Source organism: Streptomyces sp. NPDC006624 (genome assembly GCF_040611555.1).
Lineage (GTDB): Bacteria > Actinomycetota > Actinomycetes > Streptomycetales > Streptomycetaceae > Streptomyces.
In genome coordinates, this window is the sequence record NZ_JBEXOM010000004.1 from 118,089 (window position 1) to 144,581 (window position 26,493).

The following is a 26,493-nucleotide window of genomic DNA, read 5'->3' on the forward strand; positions in this document are numbered from 1 at the left end:
CCGGCTGGCGATCACCGGGACCGAGCACGGCCTTCGAGACCGCGAGATCTGCTGACTGGACACGGCTCGTCGCGTGCGTCCCGAAAGCGCAGGCCGGGGAATGGGGACCTGAGCGGCGATCAGGCGATTCGAACTCGCACCACACCACCTTCCCCGGGCACCTCTCCCCCACCCCCCACTTGTCCGCCAGCTCCGACACCAGCAGCAGCCCCCGGCCTCCCTCGCCGGGCTCCCGGACGTCCTGCTGCGGCGCGGCCGGTACGCCGTCGCCGCTGTCGTGCACCTCGACCCGGACGCCACCGCCCTCGCCGTACGGCACCAGCCTGAGCAGGAAGCCCCGGCCGGGCGGCACGCCGTGCACCAGGGCGTTCGTCGCCAGCTCGCTCACACACAACAGCACGTCGTCCGCCCGCCCGTGCGCTCCCCAGTCCCGTAGCGCCTCCCGCGCGAACGCCCTTGCCGCCGGTACGGACCGGCGCTCCCGGCGGTAGAACCGCTCGCGCGGGGACGGGGGGTGGGGCAAGGGTGGAGTTTCGTCGTTCACGGGACGACAGTCACACTCCGTGGTCATCATGGAACAGTGCGCGCACCCGTACAGCTGCTCCGTACGGGCGGGCGCCGGTGAAAGTACGCGCACGGGTGGGGAGTTCGCCGCCATGAGCACCACGACACGGTCCCGACGGTCCCGCAGGAACGCCTCGGCGATGAGGATGGTGGGCGCCCTGCTCGCCGTCTTCCGGGAGGCCGCCGGGCACACGCAGAGGTCCCTCGGGGAGATCTTCGTCGTCGGCGAGCAGCAGATCGCCTCCATCGAGCAGGGCAGAAGACCCCTCAAGCCGGACCTCGCCGAGCAGCTCGACCGGCTCCTCGACACGAAGGGGGCGTTGGCGGCGGCGCTGGCGGAGATGCCGGAGGTGGATCTCGTACCGCTCTGGGCGGAGGAGTTCCTGGACCGTGAGCAGGAGGCCATCGCGATCTCCTCGTACGAGAACCAGGTGGTCCCGGGGCTGCTCCAGACGGAGGCGTACGCGCGCGCTGTGTTCCGCAGTCGCGTGCCGTGCTACGACGAGGAGAAGATCGCCCAGTTGACGGCGGCTCGCATCGAACGCCAGCGGATCTTGCGGGCGAAGAGCGCGCCCATCAGCTGCTTCGTCATCTGGGAGCCGGTGGTACGGGCCCCCATCGGCGGCCGGGAGGTCTGGGCCGAGCAGTTGCGGCACCTGCGTGCGTGCTCGGAGCTGCCTGGGCTCATGCTTCAGGTTCTGCCGCTGAACCGCACCAGCCACGCGGGCCTCAACGGCCCGTTCGTCCTGCTGGAGACACCCGAACACCAGCGGCTCGCCTATACGGAGAATCAGCGCGGCAGCCAGCTCATCGCCGACCCGGATGAGGTGGCGATCCTTACTCAGAAGTGTGCGATGCTGCGGTCACAGGCCCTCACGCCCGAGGACACGAGGGGCCTGCTGGACCGTCTTCCGGGAGAGGCATGAGCGGCACCGCGCTTGAATGGTTCAAGTCCAGCCACAGCGGCAGCGAGGGCGGCAACTGCATCGAAGTCGCCTACCACTGGCGCAAGTCCAGCTACAGCGGCGACGAGGGCGGCAACTGCATCGAAGTCGCCTACCCCTGGGGCAAGTCCAGCTACAGCGGCAGCGAAGGCGGCGCCTGCCTCGAAGTCGCCACCCACCCCACCGCCGTCCACATCCGCGACAGCAAGACCCCCACCACACCCCACCTCACCGTCACCCCCGCCGCCTGGAACGCGTTCCTGTCCCGCTGGGCGGCGTGACGTCACTGACGGCGGAGGGCGCCGGTGTGGCGGAGTCGGCGTACCACCGACCTCAACTCCCTGGTGCGCGCAGGCTCTTCGGCAGGAGAGGGTGAGGGCGTGACGGTTTGCGGGGCTGTCCAGAGGGCGAGTTCGCGGTCCCGCGGGCCGAACGCCGTGTAGGCGAGGCCGTTCTCGGCGTCCGGGGCGCGGTCGCCGAAGACGCGTACCGGGTGGGTCTCGTCCCAGCGCTGCCAGCCCGGGTCGCCGTCGGCGGCGAAGCGGACCCACGCCGTGTGCATCGCGTCGGCCAGTTCCTGCGGGGCGTCCTCCCCGGCGAGTTTCCGGGACTCGGGCACCTCGCCGGTGTCGAAGACGAAGCCGAGCTCCAGGGCGTGGCAGGCGCCCAGGCCGGGGAGGCCGGAGGGCCAGGCGAACTCGTAGACGTACGACGGTTCCGTACGGGCGTCGGCCAGGTGGTGCAGCGGGATCCGCAGGAGGTGGTCGGTGACCAGCTGGCCGACGATGTCCGCCGTGCCGGCCTCGGGGTGCAGGGCGCGGTAGCCGCGCGGCACCTCGCTGCCGCAGTGGCAGCGGGCCATGGCCCCGGCCAGGGCGACGGCCCCGAGGCGGTCGACGCGGTCCAGGAGGCCGCCGGGGACCAGCCACAGCCGGTGCTCGTCGCGGGTCCAGCCCGTCAGGATCTCCACGCCGGGCGCGGCGCCGTCGGTGAGGGCCTCCAGCGGGTCGCGGGGGACGAGGTCGCCGTCGGTGACGATGCCGAAGGCGGGGCCGCCGACCACGGGGCTGCTGAGCCGGCCGACCTCCGCCTGGGTGCGCAGCAGCAGGTCGCGGTCGACGGCGGCGAAGGCCTCGGCGGTGGCGGGGATCTTCAGCCGGGACGCCATCCGGCGCACCATGCGGCGGACCTTGGCCCGCTCGGACGCCTCGGGCGGCCCGCTCTGCAGGATCGCGCGGCGGACCAGTCCCTGGGACTGCGGGGCGGCGAGGAGCGCGCCGATGCTGATGGCCCCGGCGGACTGGCCGGCGACGGTGATGCGGGCCGGGTCGCCGCCGAACGCCTCGATGGCCTCGTGCACCCAGATCAGTGCGGCCAGCTGGTCGCGCAGGCCCGGGTTCGGGGGCGTGTCCGGGAACAGTCCGTAGCCCTCGACACCCAGCCGGTAGTTGATCGACACGCAGACCACGCCGTCGCGGGCGAAGGTGTGGCCGTCGTAGACGGGGACGGCCGAGGAGCCCCTGGTCAGGGCGCCGCCGTGCAGCCAGAGCAGGACGGGGAGGCGGGCCGTGGGGCTCGGGTCGGGGGTCCAGACGTTGAGGTTGAGGCAGTCGTCGCCGGGGATGAGCGGGTCGGACAGGTAGCGGGCGAAGGCGTCGGAGTAGGGGGGTTTCGGCGAGGTGGGGCCGAAGGCGACGGCGTCGCGGACGCCGTCCCACCGGGGCAGGGGCACGGGCGGGCGGAAGCGACGAGGCCCGAAGGGCGGGGCCGCGTACGGGATGCCGCGGAAGACCGCGACGCCGCGCTCGTAGCGCCCGCGCACCGCTCCGTACGGGCTCCTGACCACGGGGTCCGTCTGGTCTGCCGTCATGTGCCACCAGCCTTTCGCCGCGTACCTGCGCCGGCGCCGGGCACCGGCGAAACCCACCGGTAACCCCACCGGTATCTCCAGAGCACCACAGCGTTCGCCGGTATTCCGGCGCAGGGGGCGGCGTGACCGCCGTTCGGTGGACCCCCGCGCCGGCGTGGGCCCGTTCGGCGTACGCCGGCGTGCGGACACCATCACCGCCTGCTCGAACCTCGTGCTCGATCTTGCTCGAAACAGCCCTCTACCGAGCACATATTGACATGCGCCTGCCCAGACCCCCAGAGTCATGCCCCGAACCGACAGTGCAACGGAAGTGATGCAAGCCACCCCACCGAGGAGTGTTGCCGTCATGTCCAGAACACCCGCTGTCTCCCGCCGACGGCTCCTTGGCGGAGCCGTCGCCACCGGGGCGCTCACGGCCGGGATGACCGCCGCGGCCCCCGACGCCACCGCAGCGACCGCGCGGGCACCGCGCCGGCGGCCCGGGCAGAAGTCGATGATCGGTGTGCCGTTCGAGGTCCACCGCACCGTGCGCGTCGCGGTCATCGGCCTGGGCAACCGCGGCGCGGGCATGATCACCGGCTGGGCCGCCGTGCCCGGCTGCACCGTGACGGCCGTCTGCGACATCCGCGCCGACCGCGCGCGGCGCGCCGCCGACCGGCTGGAGGGCAAGGGCAGCCCGCGCCCCGCCGAGTACGGCGGATCGGCGGACTCCTACGCGCGGATGCTGCGGCGCGACGACATCGACCTCGTGTACGTCGCCACGCCGTGGGAGTTCCACCACGAGCACGGCAGAGCCGCGCTGCTCAGCGGCCGGCACGCGATGGTGGAGCTCCCCGTGGCGACCGAACTGCGCCAGCTGTGGGACCTGGTCGACACCTCCGAGCGCACCCGCAGGCACCTGCTGCTCGCCGAGAACTGCAGTTACGGCCGCAACGAGCTGGCCATGCTGCGGATGGCGCACGCCGGGCTCCTCGGCGACCTCACCCACGGCCACGGCGGCTACCTCCACGACCTGCGGGAACTGCTCTTCTCCGACACCTACTACACCGACTCCTGGCGGCGGTTGTGGCACACCCGCAGCACCGCGTCGCTGTACCCCATGCACGGGCTCGCCCCGATCGCGGCGGCCATGGACGTCCACCGCGGCGACCGGATGACCACGCTGCGCGCCACCGCCACCGCCCCGCGAGGGCTGGCCGACTACCGCGAGCGCTTCGTGCCGCGGGACCACCCGTCCTGGAAGGAGACCTACGTCAACGGCGACCTGGTCACCTGCCTGATCGAGACGGCGAAGGGCAGGACGATCCGGGCCGAGCACGACGTCAGCGCGCCCCGCCCCTACAGCCGCATCAACACCCTCGCCGGCAGCCGGGGCATCGTCGAGGACTACGCCGGGCCCGCCCCGACCGGTGCGCGCGTCTACCTCGAACCGGACCACGGCGGCCACACCTGGCGGGACTTCGCCGACTACCGCAAGGAGTACGACCACTGGCTGTGGCGCAAGGTGGGCGACGACGCCGCGAACAACGGCGGCCACGGCGGCATGGACTACGTCCTGCAGTGGCGCACCGTCCAGTCGATGCGCGCCGGGCTGGTGCCCGACATCGACGTGTACGACTCGGCGGCCTGGTGCGCGGCGGTCCCGCTGAGCGCCGCGTCCCTGGCGCGGAACGGGCGCCCGGTCGAGTTCCCGGACTTCACCCGCGGGGGCTGGGCGGACGACAGGCCCGGCCTCGACTCCCGCCCCACGGACATGCCGCCCGCCGGCTGAGACACCCCGGCACCCCGGCACGCCGGCACGCCGGCACCCCGGCACCCCGGCACCCCGGCACCCCGGCACCCCGGCACCTCGGCACGCCGGCACCCCTCGGGCCGAGGCACGGGGCGTCGTCCAAGGCCCCTGGCCCGGGCCGGTGTTCGGCCCGCATTCGATTCCTCCGTCTACCCGCCGCCCGGCGGCCCACCTAGAGTAGGAAGCGCTTTCTGCCCGGCCCGGACCGTGAACCGCCGTGTGCAGAGTCGGTTGCAGCTGTCCACGGCCCTCGGGCGGGCCGGAGAGGTGGGTTCCCCATGGTCCGTACGGCGAGTGCGAGCGCGGCCGCCGGTCCGACGCTGGCGGTCGTGGCGCGCGAGGCGGGGGTGTCGGTGCCGACCGCGTCGAAGGTGGTCAACGGCCGGGAGGACGTGGCGCCCGAGACCCGCCGCCGGGTGACCGAGGCGCTCGACCGGCTCGGCTATGTGCGCAGACCCCGCTTCGACGCGGCGAAGCCGCCCCGGCTGGTCGATCTGGTGGTGCACTCGCTGGAGAGTTCCTGGTCGGGGGCGGTGCTGCACGGGGTGGAGGAGGCGGCGCACGACGCGGGCCTCGAGGTCGTGGTGTCGGCGGCGCTGACCCGCTCGCGGGCCGGACGCCCGGAGCGCGGCTGGCTGGACAAGCTGGTCGCCCGCGGCTCCTCCGGGGTGCTGTTCAACCTGGCCGAGCTGAGCGCGTCGCAGTACGCCTGGCTGGAGCAGCACCGCATCCCGTTCGTGATGATCGACCCGGTGCAGGAGCCGCCGGAGGGCGTGGCCTCGGTGGGCGCGGCGAACTGGCAGGGCGGTCTGACGGCCACCGAGCACCTGCTGTCCCTGGGGCACGAGCGGATCGCCGTCATCGCCGGTCCCCGGCGCACGCTGTGCAGCAGCGCGCGGGTCGCCGGGTACCGCTCGGCGCTCGCGGCGGCCGGTGTGCGGCAGCGTGCCGAGCACGTCCGGTACGCCGGTTTCGACGAGGGCCTGGCCCGTCGCCACATGCGGGAACTGCTCGACCTGCCCGAGCCGCCGACGGCCGTCTTCGTCTGCTCGGACCGGATGGCGCTGGGGGTGTACGAGGCGCTGGCCGAACGGGGGTTGAGCGTCCCGGACGACATCAGCGTGGTCGGCTTCGACGACCTGCCCGAGGCGCGCTGGGCCTCCCCCGGGCTGACCACGGTCCGCCAGCCGCTGTCGGAGATGGCGGCGACGGCCCTGCGGTCCCTGCTGCGGATGATGGACGGCCACCAGCCGGAGAGCACGCGCACGGAACTGTCGACACGGCTGGTGGAGCGGGCGAGCACGGCGCCGCCGCGGAGGTAGACGGGTCGGAGTCGTCCCTACCGGGCCGGGTCGTCCGACGGCCCGTGCGGCCCGGGCCCGGGCACCCCGGCCGCCCAGGCGACGCCGCCGAAGAGGTGGGTACGGAAGGCCGGGTCCTCGTAGGCCTCCGGGGCGTGGCCGAAGGCCGTGTAGAAGACCCGGCCCGTGCCGTGGTGGTGGCACCAGGACAGGGGGTGGTCGTCGCCCATGCCGCCGCCCTCGTAGGACGACTCGTCCGCGGTCACCAGGACCCGGACCGCTCCGCGCGGATTGCCGCTGAAGTCGTACCACTCGTCGGTGAAGTGCCAGACGGCCGGCAGGTGCCGGGTCGCCGGGTGGTCGTGGTCCTCGACGACGGCCCTGCCGGGCTGGTGGCGGGGGTGCCGGGCGAACCGGGCGCCCAGCAGGCCCCCGTAGTACGGCCAGTCCTCCTCCGTGCAGGCCGCCGCGTGCACGCCCACGAAACCGCCGCCCGACTCCACGTACGCCGCGAGCCGTTCGCGTCCGGCCGGGGTCAGGACCTCGCCGCTGGTGGAGAGGAAGACGACGGCCGCGTAGGCGTCGAGGGGCTGTTCGAGGGCCGCCGGGTCCTCGGTGGCGTCGGTCTCGAAGCCGTCGAGCGTGCGCAGCGCGGCGACGCCGGCCGGGATGGAGTCGTGCCGGTAGCCGGTGGTCCGGGTGTACACGAGCAGTCGGGGTGCCATGACATCCGAACCTACGAGATCAGGAGCGCGTGCGGGCGTGCCCGGGCGCCGGAGGTTTTCGCCGCTGCGGGCGGTGCGCGCGGTCAGCCCTGTTCCATCAGCCGCTTCAGCCTGGTCAGGTCGGCGGACACCGCCTCGGCGTCGCGGCGGACGTCCTCGTCGCTCATCCACGGCTGCCGCCGCAGGGTGAACACCACCTCGCAGCCGGGGCCGTCGGCGATCACCCGCATCGGGTTGTGCACGGTCCGCCCCGAGGGCAGGGTGACGTCGTGGTCGAGCACACCGAAGTCGTTGTCCGGTGTGAAGGCCACCTCGATCCGCCCCATCGGGGACTCCCCCACCCACCGGCCGTCCACCCGTTCCAGGGAGCGGGCCAGGCCGGGGGCCCAGCAGGGGATGTTGACGGGGTTCGAGACGTACGCGTAGACCTCCGGGGCCGGGCGGCCGACGGAGACGGCGAGGTGCCGGGAGCGTGTGGTCGTGATCGTCATGACCGCGACGGTACGGGCCTGCTCGCGGGGGCGTCTTGAACGGATCGGACACCGGCGGGCCGCGCCCCGGGACGCTGTCCGTTTCCTTCAAGACCGGGCGGCGCGGCCCTGCCTACGGTGGCTCCATGACCGCACGATTCGATGCCATCGGCCTGGTCGTCTCCGACATGGCCGCCTCCGTCGCCTTCTACCGCCGGCTCGGCTTCGCCTTCCCGCCGGGCGCCGAGGACGAGCCGCACGCGGAGGCCGGGCTCCCGGGCGGGCTGCGGCTGCTGCTCGACACCGAGGAGACGGTCCGTTCCTTCCATCCCGCGTGGCGGCCGCCCGGCGGCGGGAGCCGGGCCTCGCTGGCCCTGCGGTGCGACTCCCCGCGGGAGGTGGACGCGCTGTACGAGGAGCTGGTCGGCGCCGGGTGCCGTGGCGAACTCGCGCCCTGGGACGCCTTCTGGGGGCAGCGGTACGCCGTCGTGCTCGACCCGGACGGCAACGGGGTGGACCTGTTCGCCCCGCTACCCGCCGCCGGCGAGTAGCTCGCCCAGCGGCAGCCCCGCGAACTCCTTTACGTCCCGGGCGAGATGCGCCTGGTCGGCGTACCCGGCCCGGGCGGCCGTCTCCGCGAAGGGCACGCCGTCCCGGGCGAGCGCGAGGGCGCGGCGCAGCCGCAGGATGCGGGCCAGGGTCTTGGGTCCGTAGCCGAACGCGGCGAGCGAGCGGCGGTGCAACTGCCGTGCGCCGAGCCCCAGTCGGTCGGCGGTCGCGGCGACGGGACGGCCCGCGTCGAGGGCGGTGACGATCCGGCGCAGCAGCGGGTCCGGGGGTGCGGTGTCGGCGGCCCGCCGCAGGGCCAGCTCCTCCAGGCCGCTCTCCGGGTCGGGGGCCGCGTGCACGGCGTCGGCCAGGCGCCGCACCCGCGCGGCCGGCCACAGGTCGGTGAGCTCGACCCGGCGGTCACGCAGCTCGTGCGCCGGCACCCCCAGGAGCGCCGGGGCCGTCCCCGGGTAGAAGCGCAGGCCCCACCAGGGCCCGGGCTCGCCGTCCGTGCGGTAGGCCCGGGTGTCGGGCCCGGCGACCAGCAGCCGCCCGTCGTGCCACAGCAGGTCCATGCACCCGTCGGGCAGCACGCGCCCCGCCCCGGACCGCTCCGGGGTGTTGCTCCACACGACCGCCCCGGCCAGCCGCGACACCCGTTCCGCGTACACGTGAGCCAGGCTACGCCGACGGCGGGGGCGAGGGCGGGGGTGCCTGGCCCGTCCCGCCCCGGTACTGCGCCGGGCTCACCCCGTACCTCCGCTTGAACGCCGTCGACAGGGCGAACCCGCTGCCGTAGCCGACCCGGCGGGCCACCGCGTCGAGGGTGTCGTCGGACGAGCGCAGGCGGTCGGCGGCCAGGGCCAGCCGCCAGCCGGTGAGGTACGTCATCGGGGGCTCGCCGACCAGGCCGGTGAAGCGGCGGGCGAGGGCCGCCCGGGACACCCCGGCCTTCGCGGCGAGCGCGGCGACCGTCCACGGGTGGGCGGGATCGTCCTGGAGCAGCCGCAGGACCGGGCCGACGACCGGGTCGGCGAGGGCCCGGTACCAGGCGGGCGCCCGTGCCTCGGGGCGGGCGAACCAGGCCCGCAGCGCGGCGATGAGCAGCAGGTCGAGCAGCCGGTCCAGGACGACCTCCTGCCCGGGCCGGTCCTGGGTGATCTCCGTGGCGAGGTACGGGGTGAGCGGGCAGTCCCACACGTCGGGGGTGAGGGTGAGCAGCGGGGGCAGCGCGTCCAGCAGCCGCCCGCCGATCTCGCCGGGCATCGGGTACGTGCCGATGAGCAGGACGGTGGCGCCGTCGGGCCGGTCGCCCCAGGTGCGGACGCCGAGGTCCATGGAGCCGTTGAGGGGCCGGCCGTCGGGGTAGCGGCACTCCTGGTGCGGCAGGATGACCGCCTGCGGTGCCGTGCCGGGGGCGTCGGCGCAGGTGTAGGGGTCGGGGCCGCGGGCGATCGCGAGGTCCCCGGCCCGCAGCCGCGTCCGCTCGCCCCGGTCGGGCAGCACCCAGGCCTCACCGCGGACGACCAGCATCACGGTGAGCGGCGCCCGGTCCTCCACGCGGACGGCCCAGGGCGGGTCGAAGCACGCCCTGATCATGAACGCGCCCCGCGCACGGGGGCCTTCCAGCAGGCCTGCGAGAGCGTCCATACGGTCAGCGTAGACGCGGGCGCATGGCGACGAGCCGTTCGGCGATGGTGCCGGGCGGTGAGCGGCAGTTGACTTCCCGGTATGACGAACACAACGCATGACCTGGCAGGGAACACGAGGGACGACGCGGCGAGCGCGGCGGAAGACGCGCGGCACGCGGAGCGCGCGGCACGGCACGCGCGGGGCATGACGGTCGTGGTGACGGGCGCCTCGGGGCGTACCGGCAGCCGGGTGGCGCGGGCCGCGGGGGCCGCCGGGCTCACCGTGCGGGCGGCGTCACGGACGACCGGCTTCGACTGGTGGGAGCCCGCGACCTGGGCGGACGCGCTGCGCGGCGCCGACGCGGCCTATCTCGCCGTCCCGTCGGACGTGGGCGCACCGGGGGCCGCGGACGCGGTCGGCGCGCTCGCGCGGGAGGCGGTGCGGCTCGGGGTGGGGCGGCTGGTGCTGCTGTCCGCGCGGGGCGAGGAGCAGGCCCTGCCCACCGAGGAGGCGCTGCGGGCGTCGGGTGCGCGGTGGACGGTCGTCCGGGCCGCGTGGTTCGCGCAGAACTTCAGTGAGGGCCCGCTGGTGGCGGAGCTGCGCGAGCGCGGTGAGCTGGTGTTCCCGGGCGGCGAGGTGGGCGAGCCGTTCGTCGACGTGCGGGACGTCGCGGACGTGGTGGTGGCGGCGCTGACGGCCGGCGACCGGTACGTGGGGAGGACGCTCGCCGTGTCCGGCGGGCGGCTGCTGACCTTCGGGGAGGCGGTCGCGGAGATCGCCGGGGCGACGGGGCGGCCGCTGACGTACCGGGCGGTCTCGACGCGGGACTACGCCGAGGCCCTGGCCGGGTTCGGGGTGCCGCCGCAGGAGGCCGAGGCCCTGACCGCGATCTTCGGCACCCTCCTGGACGGCCGCAACGCCCACCTGTCGGACGGGGTGCGTCAGGTGCTGGGCCGCGAGCCGCGCGCCTTCTGCGACTTCGTGCGCGAGGAGGCCGCGGCCGGGACCTGGACGGCCTGAGCCCGGCGCCGGCGGCCCCGCCCCCGCTCACTTCTCCTCGGGCCGGTGGGTCTCCCCGTTGGCGGGGCCGCTCTTGACATGGGCGGACCGCACATGGGTGCGCAGCCGGGCGGAGACGTCCTCCGGGGGCAGGAAGCGGGACCAGCGCTCGGGGAACTCCGAGGGCATGTCGGGGTCGGCCTCGCCCCGGGCGGCGGCGCGGGCCACGTACTCGGCGACCTGCGCCTGCCGCAGCCGCTCGTTGGCCTCGCGGGCCGCGGCCGTCGCGGCGGCCGGCCAGACCCGGTCGATGGCGGCGTTGACCGCGGCCCCGACGAGCACGGCGAACGCGGACACACCGATCCACAGCAGCACGGCGACGGGCGCGGCGAGGGAACCGTAGATCGTGGGGCCCTCGACCGTGCTGGTCAGGTAGATCCGCAGCAGGAAGCTGCCCAGCACCCACATGCCGAGGGCGACCAGTGCCCCGGGCACGTCCTCGATCCACGGGGAGCGGACGGGGACGGACACGTGGTACAGCGTCGTCAGGAACGCGATCGACAGCAGTATCACCACCGGCCAGTACAGGACCTGCACGAGCGTCGCGGACCACGGCACGATCTCCACCACAGCGTCCGGCCCGGCCACCATCAGCGGCAGCGCGACCGAGCCGATCAGCAGGGCCACGATGAACAGCAGGAACGCCAGCAGGCGGGTCTTGACGATGCCCCGGACCCCGTCGAGGCCGTACATGACGGTGATGGTGTCGATGAAGACGTTCACCGCGCGGGAGCCGGACCACAGGGCGAACAGGAAGCCGAGGGAGATGACGTCGGGCCGGCCGCCCTTCATCACGTCGTTCAGGATCGGCTCGGCGATCTCGCGCACGCCCTGGTCGGACAGGATGGTGCGGGCCGCCTCCAGCAGGTTGTTCTCCAGGCTCTGGATGGTGTCGGCGCCGGTCCACGCGTCGACGTACCCGAGCAGTCCGATCATGCTCAGCAGCAGCGGCGGCACCGACAGCAGCGTGAAGAACGCGGCCTCGGCGGCGAGGCCCAGGATGCGGTACTCGATGCAGGAGTTGACGGTGTCCTTGAGCAACAGCCAGGCGGTCCTGCGCTTGGAGACGTTCCGGTACAGGGCGCGGGCCCGGTGGAGGCGCCCGGAGGGTGTGTCGGGGGTTTCGCTTGCTGGCTGCACCCCCTAACGGTATCCGTCGCGCCCCGCCCCACTCACCCACCGGCCGGTCCGCAGCGCACCGGCCGGGTTCGTGGGTGACCAAGGTGGTACCGCGGGGTACGTTCGCACCATGGCAGGCAGCACGCACTCCGTGACGAACCAGGTCCCCCCGCTGGTCGGGTACGACGTCTTCTCCGCCGACCGGGCCCTGGCCGCCGCGGTCGAACGGCACCTCGATCCGGACCTGCGCGAGGAGGTGCTCGGCGAGCTGTCCGCGCTCGGGCGGACCTCCGGCTCCGCGCAGGTGCAGGAGTGGGGCAGGCACGCCAACGAGAACCCGCCGCGGCTGCGGACCCACGACCGGTACGGCAACCGCGTCGACGAGGTGGAGTTCCACCCGTCCTGGCACCGGCTGCTCGGCAAGGGCGTCTCCGCCGGTCTCACCGCGGCCTGGGACCGGCCGGCCGGGCACCTGCGCCGGGCCGCCGCGTTCGTGGTGTGGACACAGGTGGAGGCCGGCAACGGCTGCCCGCTGTCGATGACGCACGCGGCGGTCCCCGCCCTGCGCGCCGACCCGGCCCTGGCCGCCGAGTGGGAGCCGCGGCTGACGTCCATGATCTACGACCGTGACCTGCGCCCGGCCCGGCTCAAGGCCGGGGCGCTGTTCGGGATGGCCATGACGGAGAAGCAGGGCGGCAGCGACGTCCGGGCCAACACCACGTCCGCGCGGCCGCTCGCCGAGGACGGGACGTACGAGCTGACCGGGCACAAGTGGTTCTGCTCGGCGCCGATGTCCGACGGTTTCCTGGTGCTGGCGCAGGCCCCGGGCGGGCTGACCTGCTTCCTGGTGCCGCGGGTCCTCGAGGACGGCACGCGCAACGTGTTCCTGCTCCAGCGGCTCAAGGACAAGCTGGGCAACCGGTCGAACGCCTCAGCGGAGGTCGAGTTCGACGGGACGTGGGCCCGCCGGGTCGGCGAGGAGGGGCTGGGGGTGCGCACCATCATCGAGATGGTCGCCGCGACCCGGCTCGACTGCGTGCTGGGCTCCGCCGGGTTGATGCGCCAGGCCGTGGCGCAGGCGGTGCACCACTGCGAGCACCGGGAAGCGTTCGGCGGGAAGCTCGCCGACAAGCCGCTGATGCGCAACGTCCTGGCCGATCTCGCCCTGGAGTCGGAGGCGGCGACGGCCCTGGCGCTCAGGCTCGCGGCGGCCTGCGACGACGGCGGCGAGCAGGAGCGGGCGCTGCTGCGGATCGCGGTGCCGGCCGCCAAGTACTGGGTGACCAAGCGCTGCCCGGCGGTCGCGGTGGAGGCGGCGGAGTGCCTCGGCGGCAACGGGTACGTCGAGGAGTCCGGCATGCCCCGGCTGGTGCGGGAGTCGCCGCTGAACTCGGTCTGGGAGGGCGCGGGCAACGTCCAGGCGCTCGACGTGCTGCGGGCGTTGCAGCGGGAGCCGGGGGCGCTGGACGCGTATCTGCGGGAGGTCGGGCAGGCGCGCGGCGCGGATCACCGGCTCGACGCGGCGATCAAGAACCTGCTGACCGACCTGGCGGATCTGGAGGGCGTGGAGGGCCGGGCGCGGCGGCTGGCGGAGCGGCTGGCGCTCGTGCTGCAGGGGTCGCTGCTGGTGCGGTTCGCGCCGCCGCAGGTCGCCGACGCGTTCTGCGCGGCACGGCTGGGCGGCGACGGGGGCGCGGTGTTCGGGACGCTGCCGCACACGCTGGATCTGGCGTCGGTGGTGGAGCGCGCCCGGCCGGTGGCCTGAGCCTGAGCCGGCACGCCGGTGGCCGCGGCGGTCCCGCGGCCGGCGGCGCACCGCGCGTGGCCGGACCGGGTGCCCTACGCGGCGCGCGGCGGCGTCGGCCGGCCGCGTGCCGGGCGGCGGGCGCCGGCGCGATGAGCTAGGCGTGCCGGGCGGTGCCGTAGCGGGGTGCCGTACCGGGCTCGCCCCGGCTGCACACCGCGCGCCGCGGACGGCCCGGGAACGCGAGAGCGGGGGTGGTGCTGCGCCGACACGGCACCACCCCCGCCGTCCGGCCCGTTCGAGCCGCTGAACGCCGCTCGGGACGGCGCGGCTCAAGTGTCAGACACGGCAGGGGTGTCCACCAGGGTTGCAGGGGGTTGCAACTTGCTGCTGACTGTGTGCGGACTGTGCGCGCCCTCCGGGGGCAGACGGCACTATGAGACGCACAGTCAGGGTGGGACACACCGTCGGAGAACGACACCTGGGGGGCGCACGCGCATGGACGTCACGCACCTGGCCGCCGTCGACACCACGCGTGCGGCCCGTGTGCTCGGCGAGATCCGCTCCGCCCGGCTCTCCGGGCAGCCCTCCGCCGTGGCGCCGCGCCCCGTGATCGAGCAGTCCTGGGAACGCATGCTGCGCAGCGGCGTCGATCCCGACCACGACGTGCGGGCGGATCCGCTCTCCCGCGAGGAGGTGCAGCGGCGGCGCGAGAGGTCGGCGCTGCGGCACGTGCTGCCGGTGCTGCGGGAGGGGCTGCTGGCGACGGCGGACGTCGCGCACCACATCATGGTCGTCGCCGACGAGGACGGCCGGGTGCTGTGGCGGGAGGGCAGCGCGGCGGTGCTGCGCAGGGCCGACGGTCTGGGCTTCGAACTGGGCGCGGACTGGCGGGAGGACGTCGTCGGCACCAACGGCGTGGGCACCCCGGCGGTGGTGCGCCGGCCCGTGCAGGTCTTCGCCTCCGAGCACTTCGTGCGCTCCCAGGCCGGGTGGACCTGCGCCGGCGCTCCCCTGACGGACCCGCGCGACGGCCGGCTGCTCGGCGTGGTGGACGTCAGCGGGCCGCTGGAGACGATGCACCCGGCGACGCTGGCCTGGGTCGGCTCGGTGGCCAAGCTCGCCGAGGCGCGGCTGCGGGAGATGCACACGGAGGCGCTGGAGCGGCTGCGGGCGGTCGCGGCGCCGGTGCTGGCCCGGCTCGGCGGGCGTGCCCTGGCCGTCGACGCGGACGGCTGGACCGCCGCGGTGAGCGGGATGCCGTACGTGCGCCGCGTGTTCCTGCCGAAGTCGCTGTCCGCGGGGGCGTGCCGGCTGCCGGCGCTCGGGCTGTGCGCGGTGGAGCCGCTGGCCGGGGGCTGGCTGCTGCGGGTGGCCGACGACGAGCGGGCGCCGCGCGGCAGCAGCAGGATCGTGCTCGACCTGAGCCGGCCGCGCCGCTGGTCGGTGGAGGTGACCGGCGGCGCGGGCTCCTGGACCCGGGAACTGAGTCCGCGGCACGCGGAGTTGCTGTACCTCCTCGCCGTCCACCGCTCCGGCCGCAGTGCCGCGGGGCTGGCGGCGGACGTGTTCGGGGACCCGGCGCGCAGGGTGACGGTGCGGGCCGAGATGTCGCGGGTGCGGCGGTATCTGGGGGCGTTGCTGGAGCACCGGCCGTACCGGTTCGCCGAGGACGCCGAGGTCGAGGTGGTGCTCCCGGACGACCCGCGCGATCTGCTGCCCCACTCGGCCGCGCCCGCGGTGCGCAGGCGGCACACGCGCGCACCGGGGCCCTGAGGTTCACTCGGCGTGTGCCGCGAGGCGCCCGGGACGGTGCGTCTTTCGCATATTTGCAGGGTCTTCGTCCGCCGGCCCCCTCACCTGCCGTAGCATGCGGTACGGGCCACCCCACCTGCTCCTCCGTCAACGTACGGAGCTCAAGGCGCAGTTGGCCCGCCTCGGGAGGACGTTATGAAGCATCGCGGCAGACACCGGCGGCGCAGGCGGGGCAGGGCGCTGCGCGCGACGCTGGCCGGGACGGCCCTCGCGCTCACCGCCGCCGCCACCATGATCAGCGCCTCGCAGGCCACCGCCCCCGACGCCCCCGGAGCGCTGGCGCCGGTCGGCGTGTCCACCCAGGCCGGGCGGCTGCCGCTGGCCGAGCGCCGGGTGCCCGAGGCGTGGCTGGACCGGCTCGCCTCGGAGATGGGGCGGCCCGTCGGGGTCTCGGCGGTGCTGGACGGCGCCGACCGGGCCGTGCGCAACGCGTCCGACTGCCCGGCCGCCGAGAAGCACGACCTGCCGGTCGAGCCGGCGGCCACGCGCGCGTACTGCTTCGCCGGTTCCGACACCCGGGGCTGGCGGCCCGGCGCGGTCACCACCTCCGGCGACGCGGACGACGACGGACGCTGGGGCGGCAACCGTGTGATCCTCTCCGGCTGGACCCGCGGCGGCGCCGGGGGCGGCTCCCTGGACGGCCCCGCCCCGGAGCGGGGTCTGGCCCGGGTCGCCTTCGTCGACGCGAACGACTCCGCCCGGCTGCGCTACACCTGGGCCCTGCTGGCCGTCCCGGTGGACGGCGGGCGGGACTACCGGGGGCTGTCCTCCCCGCTGTCCGGGATGGTCTGGTACCAGGACAAGCTGCTGGTGACGACCCGGGACGGCGACCGGGACGCGCTGTACGTGTACGACCTGGACCGCATCCAGCGCGCCACCGTCGACTCCGGCGCGATCGGCCGGGTGCGCGGCGGCTGGGCGGCGCACGGCTCGCGGTACGTGCTGCCCGCCGTGGGCTCGTACGCCCTGCCCGGTGGCGACGATCCGCGTCCGGCCACCGTCTCCCTGGACCGCAGCACCTCGCCCGACAGTCTGGTGGCGGGCGAGTGGGTGCCGGCGGACGGCGACCGGGGCACCCGGCTGTGGCGCTACCCGCTGAGCCGGGACCCGGCCCGGTCCGGTCTGCTGGCCACCGACTCCGCGGGGCGCGCGGACCCGGTCGAGGCGTACGAGACGAAGACGACCGGCGTGCGGGGGGTGCTGGCGCGCGGCTCGGGCTGGTACCTGGACCGCGCCGCGGGCGGCCCGGGCGGGCACGGGACGCTGTGGCGCCAGGACGCCGAGGGCGCGCGGGCGACGGAGTGCGGCACGGACGGGACCCGGCAGTGCTGGAGCACCCGGCCGGGCTCGCTGTCCTACTGGGAGGAGACCGGGGAGGTCTGGTCGCAGTCCGGGCGGATGCTGTTCGCGCTGCCGCTGGCGTCGATCGACCGGGCGCTGGGCTGACCCGGGCGGCGGCCCACCGGGCCGGTCGGCGCCGGATCCCGGGCCCGGCGGGCAGGGGGGCGATCGACAGACGCGTGGGCCGGATGGTTTTCTGGCCCGCATGACCACCATCGCCGTGACCACCTGGTCCCTGGAGCAGACCGCTCCGACCGACCTGCTGCCGGCCGCCGCGCCGGGCGGAGACGTCCGCATCGTCCGCTCCGAGGTTCCCTCGCCCGAGTTCAGCCGGTTCCTGTACGCCTCGGTGGGCGGCGACATCCGCTGGACGGACCGGCTGAGCTGGCCGTACGCCCGCTGGCAGGAGCACCTGGAGCGGCCCGGGGTGGAGACGTGGGTGGCCTACGACCGGGGCACGCCCGCGGGTTACGTGGAGTTGGAGGCGCAGGACGACGCGGTCGTGGAGATCGTCTACTTCGGGCTGCTCCCCGCGTTCCGGGGCCGGCGCATCGGCGGGCACCTGCTGTCGTACGGCGCGGCCCGGGCCTGGGACCTCGCGGACCGCTGGGCGGGACTGACCCCGACCAAGCGGGTCTGGCTGCACACCTGCAGCAAGGACGGCGAGCACGCGATGGACAACTACCTGCGGCGCGGCTTCAAGCTGTTCGACACCAAGGTCGAGGAGGAAGCGGACGTCGTGACTCCGGGACCGTGGCCTGGGGCGTTCCCCGCCTGACCTGCCCGGACACCTCGGAACGGCCCGATGTGACCAAGGACACCCTTGTCTCGCAGTACGAGACAAGGGTGTCCACATTCTGGATTAAGCTGGACTGTGTCCAGATCGCCGTGACACGCTTCCGTCATGTCTGGAACTGGAATCGCCTTGGTGAGTCGACGGCACGTCGACCTCGGCCGCATGTCCAGCGCCATCTGTCCGGCGCACTGAGAGCACTCAGCACGCGCCCGACTTCCCCCTTTTAGCTTTTCTCCCGCGCGATGACGCGCACGTATGCCCGTGCGCGTCATCGCGCAGGTCAGAGCCGCATTCCCGCCTGTCCGAAGGACGTATCCACCATGGCCGCCACCCCGCCGAAGCCTGCCGCCGCGACTCCCCGCCGCAAGGTGAGCCGTCACCGCGGTGAAGGCCAGTGGGCCGCGGGGCACTTCACCCCGCTGAACGGCAACGAGCAGTTCAAGAAGGACGACGACGGTCTCAATGTGCGGACACGCATTGAGACGATCTACTCCAAGCGCGGCTTCGACTCGATCGACCCGAACGACCTGCGCGGCCGGATGCGCTGGTGGGGTCTGTACACCCAGCGCAAGCCCGGGATCGACGGCGGCAAGACGGCGATCCTGGAGCCGGAGGAGCTGGACGACGAGTTCTTCATGCTGCGCGTCCGCATCGACGGCGGGGCGCTGACCACCCGTCAGCTTCGGGTCATCGGCGAGGTCTCGCAGGAGTTCGCGCGCGGCACGGCCGACATCACCGACCGGCAGAACGTCCAGTACCACTGGATCCGCATCGAGGACGTGCCCGAGATCTGGAACCGGCTGGAGGGCGTGGGCCTGTCCACCGTCACCGCCTGCGGCGACACCCCGCGCGTGATGATCGGCTCCCCGGTGGCGGGCATCGCCGAGGACGAGATCATCGACGCCACCCCGGCCCTGGAGGAGATGAAGCGCCGGGTGCTGAACAACCCGGCGTACTCGAACCTCCCCCGCAAGTTCAAGACGGCCATCTCGGGCTCGCCGCTGCTGGACGTGGTGCACGAGATCAACGACGTCGCGTTCGTCGGCGTCCGCCACCCCGAGCACGGCCCCGGCTTCGACGTGTGGGTCGGCGGCGGCCTGTCCACCAACCCCAAGCTGGGCGTGCGGCTGGGCACCTGGGTGTCGATCGACGACGTCCCGGACGTCTACGAGGGCGTCATCTCCATCTTCCGCGACTACGGCTACCGCCGGCTGCGCAACCGCGCCCGCCTGAAGTTCCTCGTCGCCGACTGGGGCGCGGAGAAGTTCCGGCAGGTGCTGGAGGACGAGTACCTGAAGCGCAAGCTGACCGACGGTCCCGCCCCCGAGCAGCCGTCCAGCCAGTGGCGCGACCACATCGGGGTGCACCGGCAGAAGGACGGCCGCTTCTACGTCGGTTTCGCCCCGCGCGTGGGACGCGTCGACGGCGCGACGCTGACGAAGATCGCCGACCTCGCCGAGGCCCACGGCTCGGGCCGGGTGCGCACCACCGTCGAGCAGAAGATGATCGTCCTCGACGTCGAGGAGGACCAGGTCGACTCGCTCGTCGAGGGCCTGGAGGCGCTCGACCTGACCGCCCGGCCGTCCTCGTTCCGGCGCGGCACCATGGCCTGCACCGGCATCGAGTTCTGCAAGCTCGCCATCGTCGAGACCAAGCAGCGCGGCGCGCAGCTCATCGACGAACTGGAGCGCCGCCTGCCGGAGTTCGAGGAGCCGATCACCATCAACCTCAACGGCTGCCCGAACGCCTGCGCCCGTATCCAGGTCGCGGACATCGGTCTCAAGGGCCAGCTGGTGCTGAACGACCAGGGCGAGCAGGTCGAGGGCTACCAGGTGCACCTGGGCGGCGCGCTCGGCCTGGAGGCCGGGTTCGGCCGCAAGGTGCGCGGCCTGAAGGTCACCTCCGACGAGCTGCCGGACTACATCGAGCGCGTGCTGAAGCGGTTCCAGGCGGAGCGCGAGGACGGCGAGCGGTTCGCCGCGTGGGCGGCCCGGGCCGGCGAGGAGGCCCTGTCGTGAGCGAGCGGATGGCCCCGTTCTACTGCCCCTACTGCGGGGACGAGGACCTGCGGCCGAGCGAGGAGGGGCACGGCGCGTGGGAATGCGCGGCGTGCAGCCGGGCCTTCCGGCTGAAGTTCCTCGGGCTGCTGTCCCAGGGGCAGAAGCGACCGGACACGGGAGGGGCAGGGATATGACGACCGTTCAGCAGGAGCGCACGGCAGAGGAGCTGAAGGCACTCGCCGAGCAGGCGGGCCGCGACCTGGAGGACGCCTCCGCGCTGGAGATCCTCCAGTGGGCGGCCGGGACGTTCGGCAAGCGGTTCTGTGTGACCTCCTCGATGGAGGACGCGGTGGTCGCCCACCTCGCCTCCCGCGCGATGCCCGGCGTCGACGTCGTCTTCCTCGACACCGGCTACCACTTCGAGGAGACCATCGGCACCCGCGACGCGGTCGACGCCGTGATGGACGTCAACGTCATCACGCTCACGCCGCGCCAGACCGTCGCCGAGCAGGACGCCGAGTACGGGCCGAAGCTGCACGACCGCGACCCCGACCTGTGCTGCAGGCTGCGCAAGGTCCGGCCGCTGGAGGAGGGCCTGAAGGACTACCAGGCCTGGGCGACGGGCCTGCGCCGCGACGAGTCCCCGACCCGGGCGAACACCCCGGTGGTCGGCTGGGACGAGAAGCGGCAGAAGGTCAAGATCTCCCCCATCGCCCGCTGGACCCAGGACGACGTGGACGCCTACGTCACCGAGCACGGCGTGCTGACCAACCCGCTGCTGACGGACGGCTACGCCTCCGTCGGCTGCGCCCCCTGCACCCGCCGGGTCCTCGAGGGCGAGGACGCCCGGGCCGGCCGCTGGGCGGGGCGGGCCAAGACCGAGTGCGGGCTGCACGGATGACGACTCAGACGATTCAGGAGACCGACGTGACGACCGGAGCCACCGTCTGGCTCACGGGTCTGCCGAGCGCCGGCAAGACCACCATCGCCCACGAGCTGGCCGGACGGCTGCGCGCCGAGGGCCGCACCGTCGAGGTGCTCGACGGCGACGAGATCCGCGAGTTCCTCTCCGCGGGCCTCGGCTTCAGCCGCGAGGACCGGCACACCAACGTGCAGCGCATCGGCTTCGTCGCCGAACTGCTCGCCCGCAACGGCGTGCTGGCGCTCGTCCCGGTGATCGCGCCCTACCAGGACAGCCGCGAGGCGGTCCGCAAGCGTCACCAGGCGAACGGCACGGCGTACGTCGAGGTGCACGTCGCGACCCCGGTCGAGGTGTGCAGCGAGCGCGACGTCAAGGGCCTGTACGCCAAGCAGGCCGCGGGCGAGCTGACCGGGCTGACCGGTGTCGACGACCCCTACGAGGCGCCCGAGACGCCCGAGTTGCGCATCGAGTCGCAGAACCAGACCGTGCAGGAGTCCGCGGCGTCCGTGTACGCCCTGCTGACCGAAAGGGGACTGGCATGACGACCGTCGCCACCGTGTCCGAGGAGACCGGCAGCCCGTACGCGCTGTCGCACCTCGACGCCCTGGAGTCCGAGGCGGTGCACATCTTCCGCGAGGTGGCGGGCGAGTTCGAGCGGCCGGTGATCCTGTTCTCCGGCGGCAAGGACTCCATCGTCATGCTGCACCTGGCGCTGAAGGCGTTCCGCCCGGCGGCGGTGCCGTTCTCGCTGCTGCACGTGGACACCGGGCACAACTTCCCCGAGGTCCTCGACTACCGCGACCGCACCGTCGCGCGGCACGGGCTGCGGCTGCACGTGGCCTCCGTGCAGGACTACATCGACCGCGGCGTGCTCAAGGAGCGCCCCGACGGCACCCGCAACCCGCTGCAGACGCTGCCGCTCACCGAGAAGATCCAGGCCGAGAGGTTCGACGCGGTCTTCGGCGGCGGGCGCCGCGACGAGGAGAAGGCCCGCGCCAAGGAGCGGGTGTTCTCGCTGCGCGACGAGTTCTCCCAGTGGGACCCGCGCCGCCAGCGCCCCGAGCTGTGGAACCTGTACAACGGCCGGCACGCCCCCGGTGAGCACGTCCGCGTGTTCCCGCTGTCCAACTGGACCGAGCTGGACGTCTGGCAGTACATCGCCCGCGAGGGCATCAAACTGCCGGAGATCTACTACGCGCACGAGCGCGAGGTCTTCCGGCGCGGCGGCATGTGGCTGACCGCCGGCGAGTGGGGCGGGCCGAAGGACGGCGAGACCGTCGAGAAGCGGCTGGTGCGCTACCGGACCGTGGGTGACATGTCCTGCACCGGCGCGGTGGACTCCGACGCCGACACGATCGAGAAGGTGATCGTCGAGATCGCCGCCTCCCGGCTCACCGAGCGCGGCGCCACCCGCGCCGACGACAAGCTCTCCGAGGCCGCGATGGAAGACCGCAAGCGCGAGGGGTACTTCTAGAGATGAGCACGATCACGACCGAGGAGCTCTCGGCCACCACCCTGCTGCGGTTCGCCACCGCCGGCTCCGTCGACGACGGCAAGTCCACCCTGGTGGGCCGGCTGCTGCACGACTCCAAGTCGGTCCTCACCGACCAGCTGGAGGCCGTGGAGCGCGCCTCCGCCAGCCGGGGCCAGGACGCGCCGGACCTCGCGCTGCTCACGGACGGCCTGCGCGCCGAGCGGGAGCAGGGCATCACCATCGACGTGGCCTACCGCTACTTCGCCACGCCCCGGCGCCGGTTCATCCTCGCCGACACCCCCGGCCACGTGCAGTACACGCGCAACATGGTCACCGGCGCCTCCACGGCCGAGCTGACGGTCATCCTGGTCGACGCCCGCAACGGCGTCGTGGAGCAGACCCGCCGGCACGCCGCCATCGCCGCCCTGCTGCGCGTCCCGCACGCGGTCCTCGCGGTCAACAAGATGGACCTCGTCGGCTACGACGAGAAGGTCTTCGCCGCCATCGCCGAGGAGTTCACGGCGTACGCGACCGAGCTGGGCGTCCCCGAGGTCACCGCCATCCCGATCTCGGCGCTCGTCGGGGACAACGTGGTGGAGCCGTCCGCGAACATGGACTGGTACGGCGGCCCGACCGTGCTGGAGCACCTGGAGACGGTCCCGGTCGCGCACGACCTGAGCCACTGCCACGCCCGGCTGCCGGTGCAGTACGTGATCCGGCCGCAGAGCGCGGACCACCCCGACTACCGGGGCTACGCCGGCCAGATCGCGGCCGGTTCCTTCCGCGTCGGCGAGGCCGTCACGGTGCTGCCCTCGGGCCGCGCCTCCAGGATCTCCGGCATCGACCTGCTGGGCGAGCCGGTCGACGTGGCCTGGACGACGCAGTCGGTGACGCTCCTGCTGGAGGACGACATCGACATCTCGCGCGGCGACCTGATCGTGCCGAGCAAGGACGCCCCGGCCACCACGCAGGACATCGAGGCGACCGTCTGCCACGTCGCGGACGCCCCGCTGACCGTCGGCCACCGGGTGCTGCTCAAGCACGGCACGCGCACCGTCAAGGCGATCGTCAAGGACATCCCGTCCCGGCTCACGCTCGACGACCTGTCCCTGCACCCGCACCCCGGACAGCTCGTCGCCAACGACATCGGCCGGGTGAAGGTCCGCACCGCCGAGCCGCTGCCGGTCGACTCCTACGCCGACTCGCGCCGCACCGGCTCGTTCATCCTGATCGACCCGAACGACGGCACCACCCTGACCGCCGGCATGGTCGGCGAGTCCTTCGCCGCGCCGGAGCCCGTCAAGGACGACTCCGAGGACGACGGGTGGGACTTCTGACATGACCCACGCCGACTTCTTCTCGATGTTCGCCAAGGAGGGCGGCCGCGTCGGCAGCGGCGCGCTGGGCAGCGGGCAGGGCGGAGTGGCGCGATGTGCGCGCTGACGTACGCGCACCGCCCGCGCGCCCTCGCCCACCGGCGCCGTAGACGAAAACCTGCCGACCCCCCGGCCACGACCTGATCGGACCGTGACCGCCGGGCCTGTGAGAGGACCACCTCCCGTGCCTGCTTCATCCGCTCTGCGCCGCGGCCTCGCGGCCTTGGCAGCGCTGCCGCTGCTCACGCTCACCGCGTGCGGCTACGGCTCCCAGGCCAAGGACGACGGGGCCGCCCGGATCGCCGCCGGCGCGAAGAAGATCGACGGTCTCGACAGGGTCAGGATCGGCTACTTCGGCAACCTCACCCACGGCACCGCGCTGGTGGGCATGGAGAAGGGCTTCTTCCAGAAGGAGCTCGGCGCCACCCGGGCCGCGCCGGCCGTCTTCAACGCCGGTCCCTCCGCGATCGAGGCGCTCAACTCCGGTTCCCTCGACATCGCCTGGATCGGCCCGTCCCCCGCGGTCAACGGCTACGCCAAGGCCCGGGGCGAGAACCTGCGCATCATCGGCGGTTCGGCCTCGGGCGGTGTGAAGCTCGTGGTCGACCCGGACCGGATCACGTCGCTTAAGGACGTCAAGGGCAAGCGGATCGCGACCCCGCAGCTCGGCAACACCCAGGACGTGGCGTTCCTCAACTGGGTCGCGGAGCAGGGCTGGAAGGTCGACCCGCTGACCGGCCGGGGCGACGTCACGGTCGTCCGCAGCGACAACAAGGTCACCCCGGACGCCTTCAGGTCCGGGTCGGTCGACGGCGCGTGGGTGCCGGAGCCGACCGCCTCGAAGCTGGTCGCGGAGGGCGGCAAGGAGCTGCTCGACGAGTCGGCGCTGTGGCCGGACGGCAAGTTCGTGATCACGAACATCGTCGTGCGACAGGCGTTCCTGAAGGAGCACCCGAAGGTCGTCGAGGCCGTCCTGAGGGGTTCGGTCGAGACCAACAAGTGGATCAACGCCCACCCGGACGCGGCGAAGCGGGCGGCGAACGAGCGCCTGGAGCAGGACTCCGGCAAGGCGCTGCCCGCCGAGGTCCTCGACCCGGCGTGGAAGTCGATCCGCTTCACCGACGATCCGCTGGCCTCCACCCTGCGCACCGAGGCGGAGCACGCGGTGCAGGCGGGGCTGCTGGAGAAGCCGGACCTGACCGGCATCTACGACCTCGCCCCGCTGAACAAGATCCTCCAGGCCGAGGGCGAACCCGCGGTCGACGACGCCGGTCTCGGCGCGAAGTAAGCCCTGATCCCGATGAGTTCCCAGGAGGTGACGACCATGGCCACGACCCTCGCCAAGGCCGCCGACGGCACCGAGACGGCCACGCACGCCGCTCGCATCGCGCACGTCTCGAAGTCGTATCCGGGCCCCGCGGGGCAGCAGCTCGTCCTGGACGACATCACCCTCGATGTCGCGCCCGGCGAGTTCGTCACCCTCCTGGGGGCGTCGGGCTGCGGCAAGTCCACGCTGCTGAACCTGGTGGCGGGCCTGGACCGGCCCAGCGCCGGCGACATCACCACGGACGGCCGTCCGGCGCTGATGTTCCAGGAGCACGCGCTGTTCCCGTGGCTGACCGCGGGCAAGAACATCGAACTCGCCCTGAAGCTGCGGGGCGTCGCCAAGGCCGAGCGGCGCGGCAAGGCCGAGGAACTGCTGGAGCTGGTGCGGCTGAAGGGCGCGTACGGCAAGCGGGTGCACGAGCTGTCGGGCGGTATGCGCCAGCGGGTCGCGCTGGCCCGGGCGCTCGCCCAGGAGAGCAAGCTGCTGCTGATGGACGAGCCGTTCGCGGCGCTGGACGCCATCACGCGGGACGTGCTGCACGACGAGCTGACCCGCATCTGGCGCGAGACGCAGCTGTCCGTGCTGTTCGTCACGCACAACGTGCGCGAGGCGGTGCGGCTCGCGCAGCGCGTGGTGCTGCTGTCGTCCCGGCCGGGGCGGATCGCCCGCGAGTGGCGGGTGGACATCCCGCATCCGCGCCGTATCGAGGACACCGCCGTGGCGGAACTGTCCGTCGAGATCACCGAAGAACTTCGTGGGGAGATCCGCCGTCATGGGCAGCACTGATTCGACGACGACCGTCGCCAAGGACGGCAGCGATCTCGCCGGTCTGGAGGCGGGCCTCGACGCGCTGGAGACGGTGCAGACCAGCCGCAGGCCGTTCCGGCAGACCTTCACGGAGAAGATCCTGCCGCCCGTGATCGCCGTCGCGCTGGTGCTGGCGGTGTGGCAGGCGCTCGTCTCGTTCCGGATCGTCGACGACCCGACCAAGCTGCCCGCGCCGTCGGACGTCTGGGCCGTCGTGCACACCGCGTGGCTCCAGGGCGAACTGCTCGGCTACATCTGGACCAGCGTCTCGCGCGGCCTGCTCGGTTTCTGCCTCGCGCTGCTGATCGGCACGCCGCTGGGCCTGATCGTGGCCCGGGTGAAGTTCGTGCGGGCGGCGATCGGCCCGATCCTGTCCGGGCTGCAGTCGCTGCCCTCGGTCGCCTGGGTGCCGCCCGCGGTGATCTGGCTGGGCCTGAACAACTCGATGATGTACGCGGTGATCCTGCTCGGCGCGGTCCCGTCGATCGCCAACGGCCTGGTGTCGGGCGTCGACCAGGTGCCGCCGCTGTTCCTGCGCGCGGGCCGCACGCTGGGCGCGACGGGCCTGAAGGGCACCTGGCACATCGTCCTGCCGGCCGCCCTGCCCGGGTACGTGGCGGGCCTGAAGCAGGGCTGGGCCTTCTCCTGGCGCTCGCTGATGGCCGCGGAGATCATCGCCTCCTTCCCCGATCTCGGCGTCGGCCTCGGCCAGTTGCTGGAGAACGGCCGCAACGCCAGCGACATGGCCATGGTGTTCGAGGCCATCCTGCTGATCCTGATCGTCGGCATCGCCATCGACCTGCTGATCTTCAGCCCGCTGGAGCGGTGGGTGCTGCGCAGCCGCGGCCTGCTGGTGAAGAGCTGAG

At 73.4% G+C, this 26,493-nt stretch carries 26 protein-coding genes and 1 pseudogene; 20 read left to right on the forward strand and 7 right to left on the reverse strand.

The genetic code is table 11. The annotated features are described in order from the left end of the window. Positions 1 to 130 precede the first annotated feature (130 nt). Positions 131 to 571 (reverse strand): annotated as a pseudogene (locus ABZY20_RS09475) (ATP-binding protein); the annotation flags it as partial. 85 nt (positions 572 to 656) lie between these two features. Here ABZY20_RS09475 and ABZY20_RS09480 point away from each other — a divergent pair. Both ABZY20_RS09480 and ABZY20_RS09485 read left to right on the forward strand, forming a co-directional pair. Beyond that, positions 657 to 1,490, forward strand: a complete 834-nt coding sequence (locus ABZY20_RS09480) for a helix-turn-helix transcriptional regulator (protein ID WP_356438963.1) — start codon at positions 657 to 659, stop codon at positions 1,488 to 1,490. After that, the gene (locus ABZY20_RS09485; protein WP_356438966.1) at positions 1,487 to 1,789 is read left to right on the forward strand and encodes a DUF397 domain-containing protein; all 303 of its coding nucleotides are present in this window, start codon (positions 1,487 to 1,489) and stop codon (positions 1,787 to 1,789) included. The genes ABZY20_RS09480 and ABZY20_RS09485 overlap by 4 nt, the downstream gene beginning before the upstream one ends. Positions 1,790 to 1,791: 2 nt before the next feature. Here the strand turns inward: ABZY20_RS09485 and ABZY20_RS09490 are convergent, their stop codons facing one another. Then, positions 1,792 to 3,378, reverse strand: coding sequence for a carboxylesterase family protein (locus ABZY20_RS09490; RefSeq protein WP_356438969.1), 1,587 nt, complete (start codon positions 3,376 to 3,378; stop codon positions 1,792 to 1,794). A 346-nt stretch (positions 3,379 to 3,724) separates the two neighbouring features. Here ABZY20_RS09490 and ABZY20_RS09495 point away from each other — a divergent pair, with 346 nt between their 5' ends. Next, positions 3,725 to 5,149: a Gfo/Idh/MocA family oxidoreductase gene (locus tag ABZY20_RS09495; RefSeq protein WP_356438972.1), complete on the forward strand. Its 1,425-nt coding sequence runs from the start codon at positions 3,725 to 3,727 to the stop codon at positions 5,147 to 5,149. Positions 5,150 to 5,448: 299 nt separating this feature from the next. After that, the gene (locus tag ABZY20_RS09500) at positions 5,449 to 6,492 is read left to right on the forward strand and encodes a LacI family DNA-binding transcriptional regulator (RefSeq protein WP_356438975.1); all 1,044 of its coding nucleotides are present in this window, start codon (positions 5,449 to 5,451) and stop codon (positions 6,490 to 6,492) included. A gap of 17 nt (positions 6,493 to 6,509) precedes the next feature. Here the strand turns inward: ABZY20_RS09500 and ABZY20_RS09505 are convergent, their stop codons facing one another. Beyond that, positions 6,510 to 7,196, reverse strand: coding sequence for a ThuA domain-containing protein (locus tag ABZY20_RS09505; protein ID WP_356438977.1), 687 nt, complete (start codon positions 7,194 to 7,196; stop codon positions 6,510 to 6,512). An 83-nt stretch (positions 7,197 to 7,279) separates the two neighbouring features. Continuing rightward, entirely contained in the window at positions 7,280 to 7,687 is a 408-nt protein-coding gene (locus tag ABZY20_RS09510; protein ID WP_356438980.1) for an SRPBCC family protein, read from the reverse strand. Between the two features lie 125 nt (positions 7,688 to 7,812). Here ABZY20_RS09510 and ABZY20_RS09515 point away from each other — a divergent pair, with 125 nt between their 5' ends. Beyond that, a complete protein-coding gene (locus ABZY20_RS09515) occupies positions 7,813 to 8,217 on the forward strand; it encodes a VOC family protein (protein WP_356438983.1) in 405 nt (134 codons plus the stop codon). Here ABZY20_RS09515 and ABZY20_RS09520 read toward each other — a convergent pair. Further along, positions 8,197 to 8,886, reverse strand: a complete 690-nt coding sequence (locus ABZY20_RS09520) for a helix-turn-helix domain-containing protein (RefSeq protein WP_356438986.1) — start codon at positions 8,884 to 8,886, stop codon at positions 8,197 to 8,199. The genes ABZY20_RS09515 and ABZY20_RS09520 overlap by 21 nt on opposite strands. Before the next feature lie 10 nt (positions 8,887 to 8,896). Further along, positions 8,897 to 9,865: an AraC family transcriptional regulator gene (locus tag ABZY20_RS09525; protein ID WP_356438989.1), complete on the reverse strand. Its 969-nt coding sequence runs from the start codon at positions 9,863 to 9,865 to the stop codon at positions 8,897 to 8,899. Between the two features lie 186 nt (positions 9,866 to 10,051). Between ABZY20_RS09525 and ABZY20_RS09530 the strand changes: the two genes are divergently transcribed. Continuing rightward, positions 10,052 to 10,867 (forward strand): NmrA family NAD(P)-binding protein, encoded by an 816-nt coding sequence (locus ABZY20_RS09530; RefSeq protein ID WP_356439653.1) that lies wholly within the window; start codon positions 10,052 to 10,054, stop codon positions 10,865 to 10,867. Between the two features lie 27 nt (positions 10,868 to 10,894). On the opposite strand, the gene ABZY20_RS09535 is transcribed toward ABZY20_RS09530, so the two are convergent. Continuing rightward, on the reverse strand, positions 10,895 to 12,046 hold the full coding sequence (locus ABZY20_RS09535; RefSeq protein WP_356438992.1) for a YihY/virulence factor BrkB family protein: 1,152 nt from the start codon (positions 12,044 to 12,046) through the stop codon (positions 10,895 to 10,897). Positions 12,047 to 12,155: 109 nt separating this feature from the next. On the opposite strand from ABZY20_RS09535, the gene ABZY20_RS09540 reads away from it, so the two are divergent. From ABZY20_RS09540 to ABZY20_RS09605, 14 genes are all read left to right on the forward strand, one after another. Beyond that, on the forward strand, positions 12,156 to 13,790 hold the full coding sequence (locus tag ABZY20_RS09540) for an acyl-CoA dehydrogenase family protein (protein WP_356438995.1): 1,635 nt from the start codon (positions 12,156 to 12,158) through the stop codon (positions 13,788 to 13,790). Between the two features lie 477 nt (positions 13,791 to 14,267). Continuing rightward, a complete protein-coding gene (locus ABZY20_RS09545) occupies positions 14,268 to 15,545 on the forward strand; it encodes a GAF domain-containing protein (protein ID WP_356438998.1) in 1,278 nt (425 codons plus the stop codon). Positions 15,546 to 15,719: 174 nt separating this feature from the next. Continuing rightward, a complete protein-coding gene (locus ABZY20_RS09550) occupies positions 15,720 to 17,030 on the forward strand; it encodes a hypothetical protein (protein WP_356439001.1) in 1,311 nt (436 codons plus the stop codon). 100 nt (positions 17,031 to 17,130) lie between these two features. Then, positions 17,131 to 17,703 (forward strand): GNAT family N-acetyltransferase, encoded by a 573-nt coding sequence (locus ABZY20_RS09555; RefSeq protein ID WP_356439004.1) that lies wholly within the window; start codon positions 17,131 to 17,133, stop codon positions 17,701 to 17,703. Positions 17,704 to 17,829: 126 nt separating this feature from the next. Beyond that, positions 17,830 to 17,913, forward strand: a complete 84-nt coding sequence (locus tag ABZY20_RS09560) for a putative leader peptide (RefSeq protein ID WP_311241247.1) — start codon at positions 17,830 to 17,832, stop codon at positions 17,911 to 17,913. Between the two features lie 128 nt (positions 17,914 to 18,041). Continuing rightward, complete coding sequence (locus ABZY20_RS09565; protein ID WP_356439007.1) at positions 18,042 to 19,739, forward strand: nitrite/sulfite reductase; 1,698 nt, start codon at positions 18,042 to 18,044, stop codon at positions 19,737 to 19,739. Next, positions 19,736 to 19,915: a hypothetical protein gene (locus ABZY20_RS09570; protein WP_356439010.1), complete on the forward strand. Its 180-nt coding sequence runs from the start codon at positions 19,736 to 19,738 to the stop codon at positions 19,913 to 19,915. Before ABZY20_RS09565 ends, ABZY20_RS09570 begins: the two co-directional genes overlap by 4 nt. Further along, positions 19,912 to 20,622 (forward strand): phosphoadenylyl-sulfate reductase, encoded by a 711-nt coding sequence (locus tag ABZY20_RS09575; RefSeq protein WP_356439013.1) that lies wholly within the window; start codon positions 19,912 to 19,914, stop codon positions 20,620 to 20,622. Before ABZY20_RS09570 ends, ABZY20_RS09575 begins: the two co-directional genes overlap by 4 nt. Before the next feature lie 26 nt (positions 20,623 to 20,648). Beyond that, positions 20,649 to 21,185 (forward strand): adenylyl-sulfate kinase, encoded by a 537-nt coding sequence (gene cysC / locus ABZY20_RS09580; protein ID WP_356439015.1) that lies wholly within the window; start codon positions 20,649 to 20,651, stop codon positions 21,183 to 21,185. Beyond that, positions 21,182 to 22,117 (forward strand): sulfate adenylyltransferase subunit CysD, encoded by a 936-nt coding sequence (cysD, locus tag ABZY20_RS09585; RefSeq protein WP_356439018.1) that lies wholly within the window; start codon positions 21,182 to 21,184, stop codon positions 22,115 to 22,117. The genes cysC and cysD overlap by 4 nt, the downstream gene beginning before the upstream one ends. Before the next feature lie 2 nt (positions 22,118 to 22,119). Then, positions 22,120 to 23,454, forward strand: coding sequence for a GTP-binding protein (locus ABZY20_RS09590; protein WP_356439021.1), 1,335 nt, complete (start codon positions 22,120 to 22,122; stop codon positions 23,452 to 23,454). Positions 23,455 to 23,677: 223 nt separating this feature from the next. Next, complete coding sequence (locus ABZY20_RS09595) at positions 23,678 to 24,781, forward strand: aliphatic sulfonate ABC transporter substrate-binding protein (protein WP_356439023.1); 1,104 nt, start codon at positions 23,678 to 23,680, stop codon at positions 24,779 to 24,781. Positions 24,782 to 24,817: 36 nt separating this feature from the next. Beyond that, on the forward strand, positions 24,818 to 25,606 hold the full coding sequence (locus tag ABZY20_RS09600; RefSeq protein WP_356439656.1) for an ABC transporter ATP-binding protein: 789 nt from the start codon (positions 24,818 to 24,820) through the stop codon (positions 25,604 to 25,606). After that, positions 25,593 to 26,492, forward strand: coding sequence for an ABC transporter permease (locus ABZY20_RS09605; RefSeq protein ID WP_356439026.1), 900 nt, complete (start codon positions 25,593 to 25,595; stop codon positions 26,490 to 26,492). Before ABZY20_RS09600 ends, ABZY20_RS09605 begins: the two co-directional genes overlap by 14 nt. Position 26,493 lies beyond the last annotated feature (1 nt).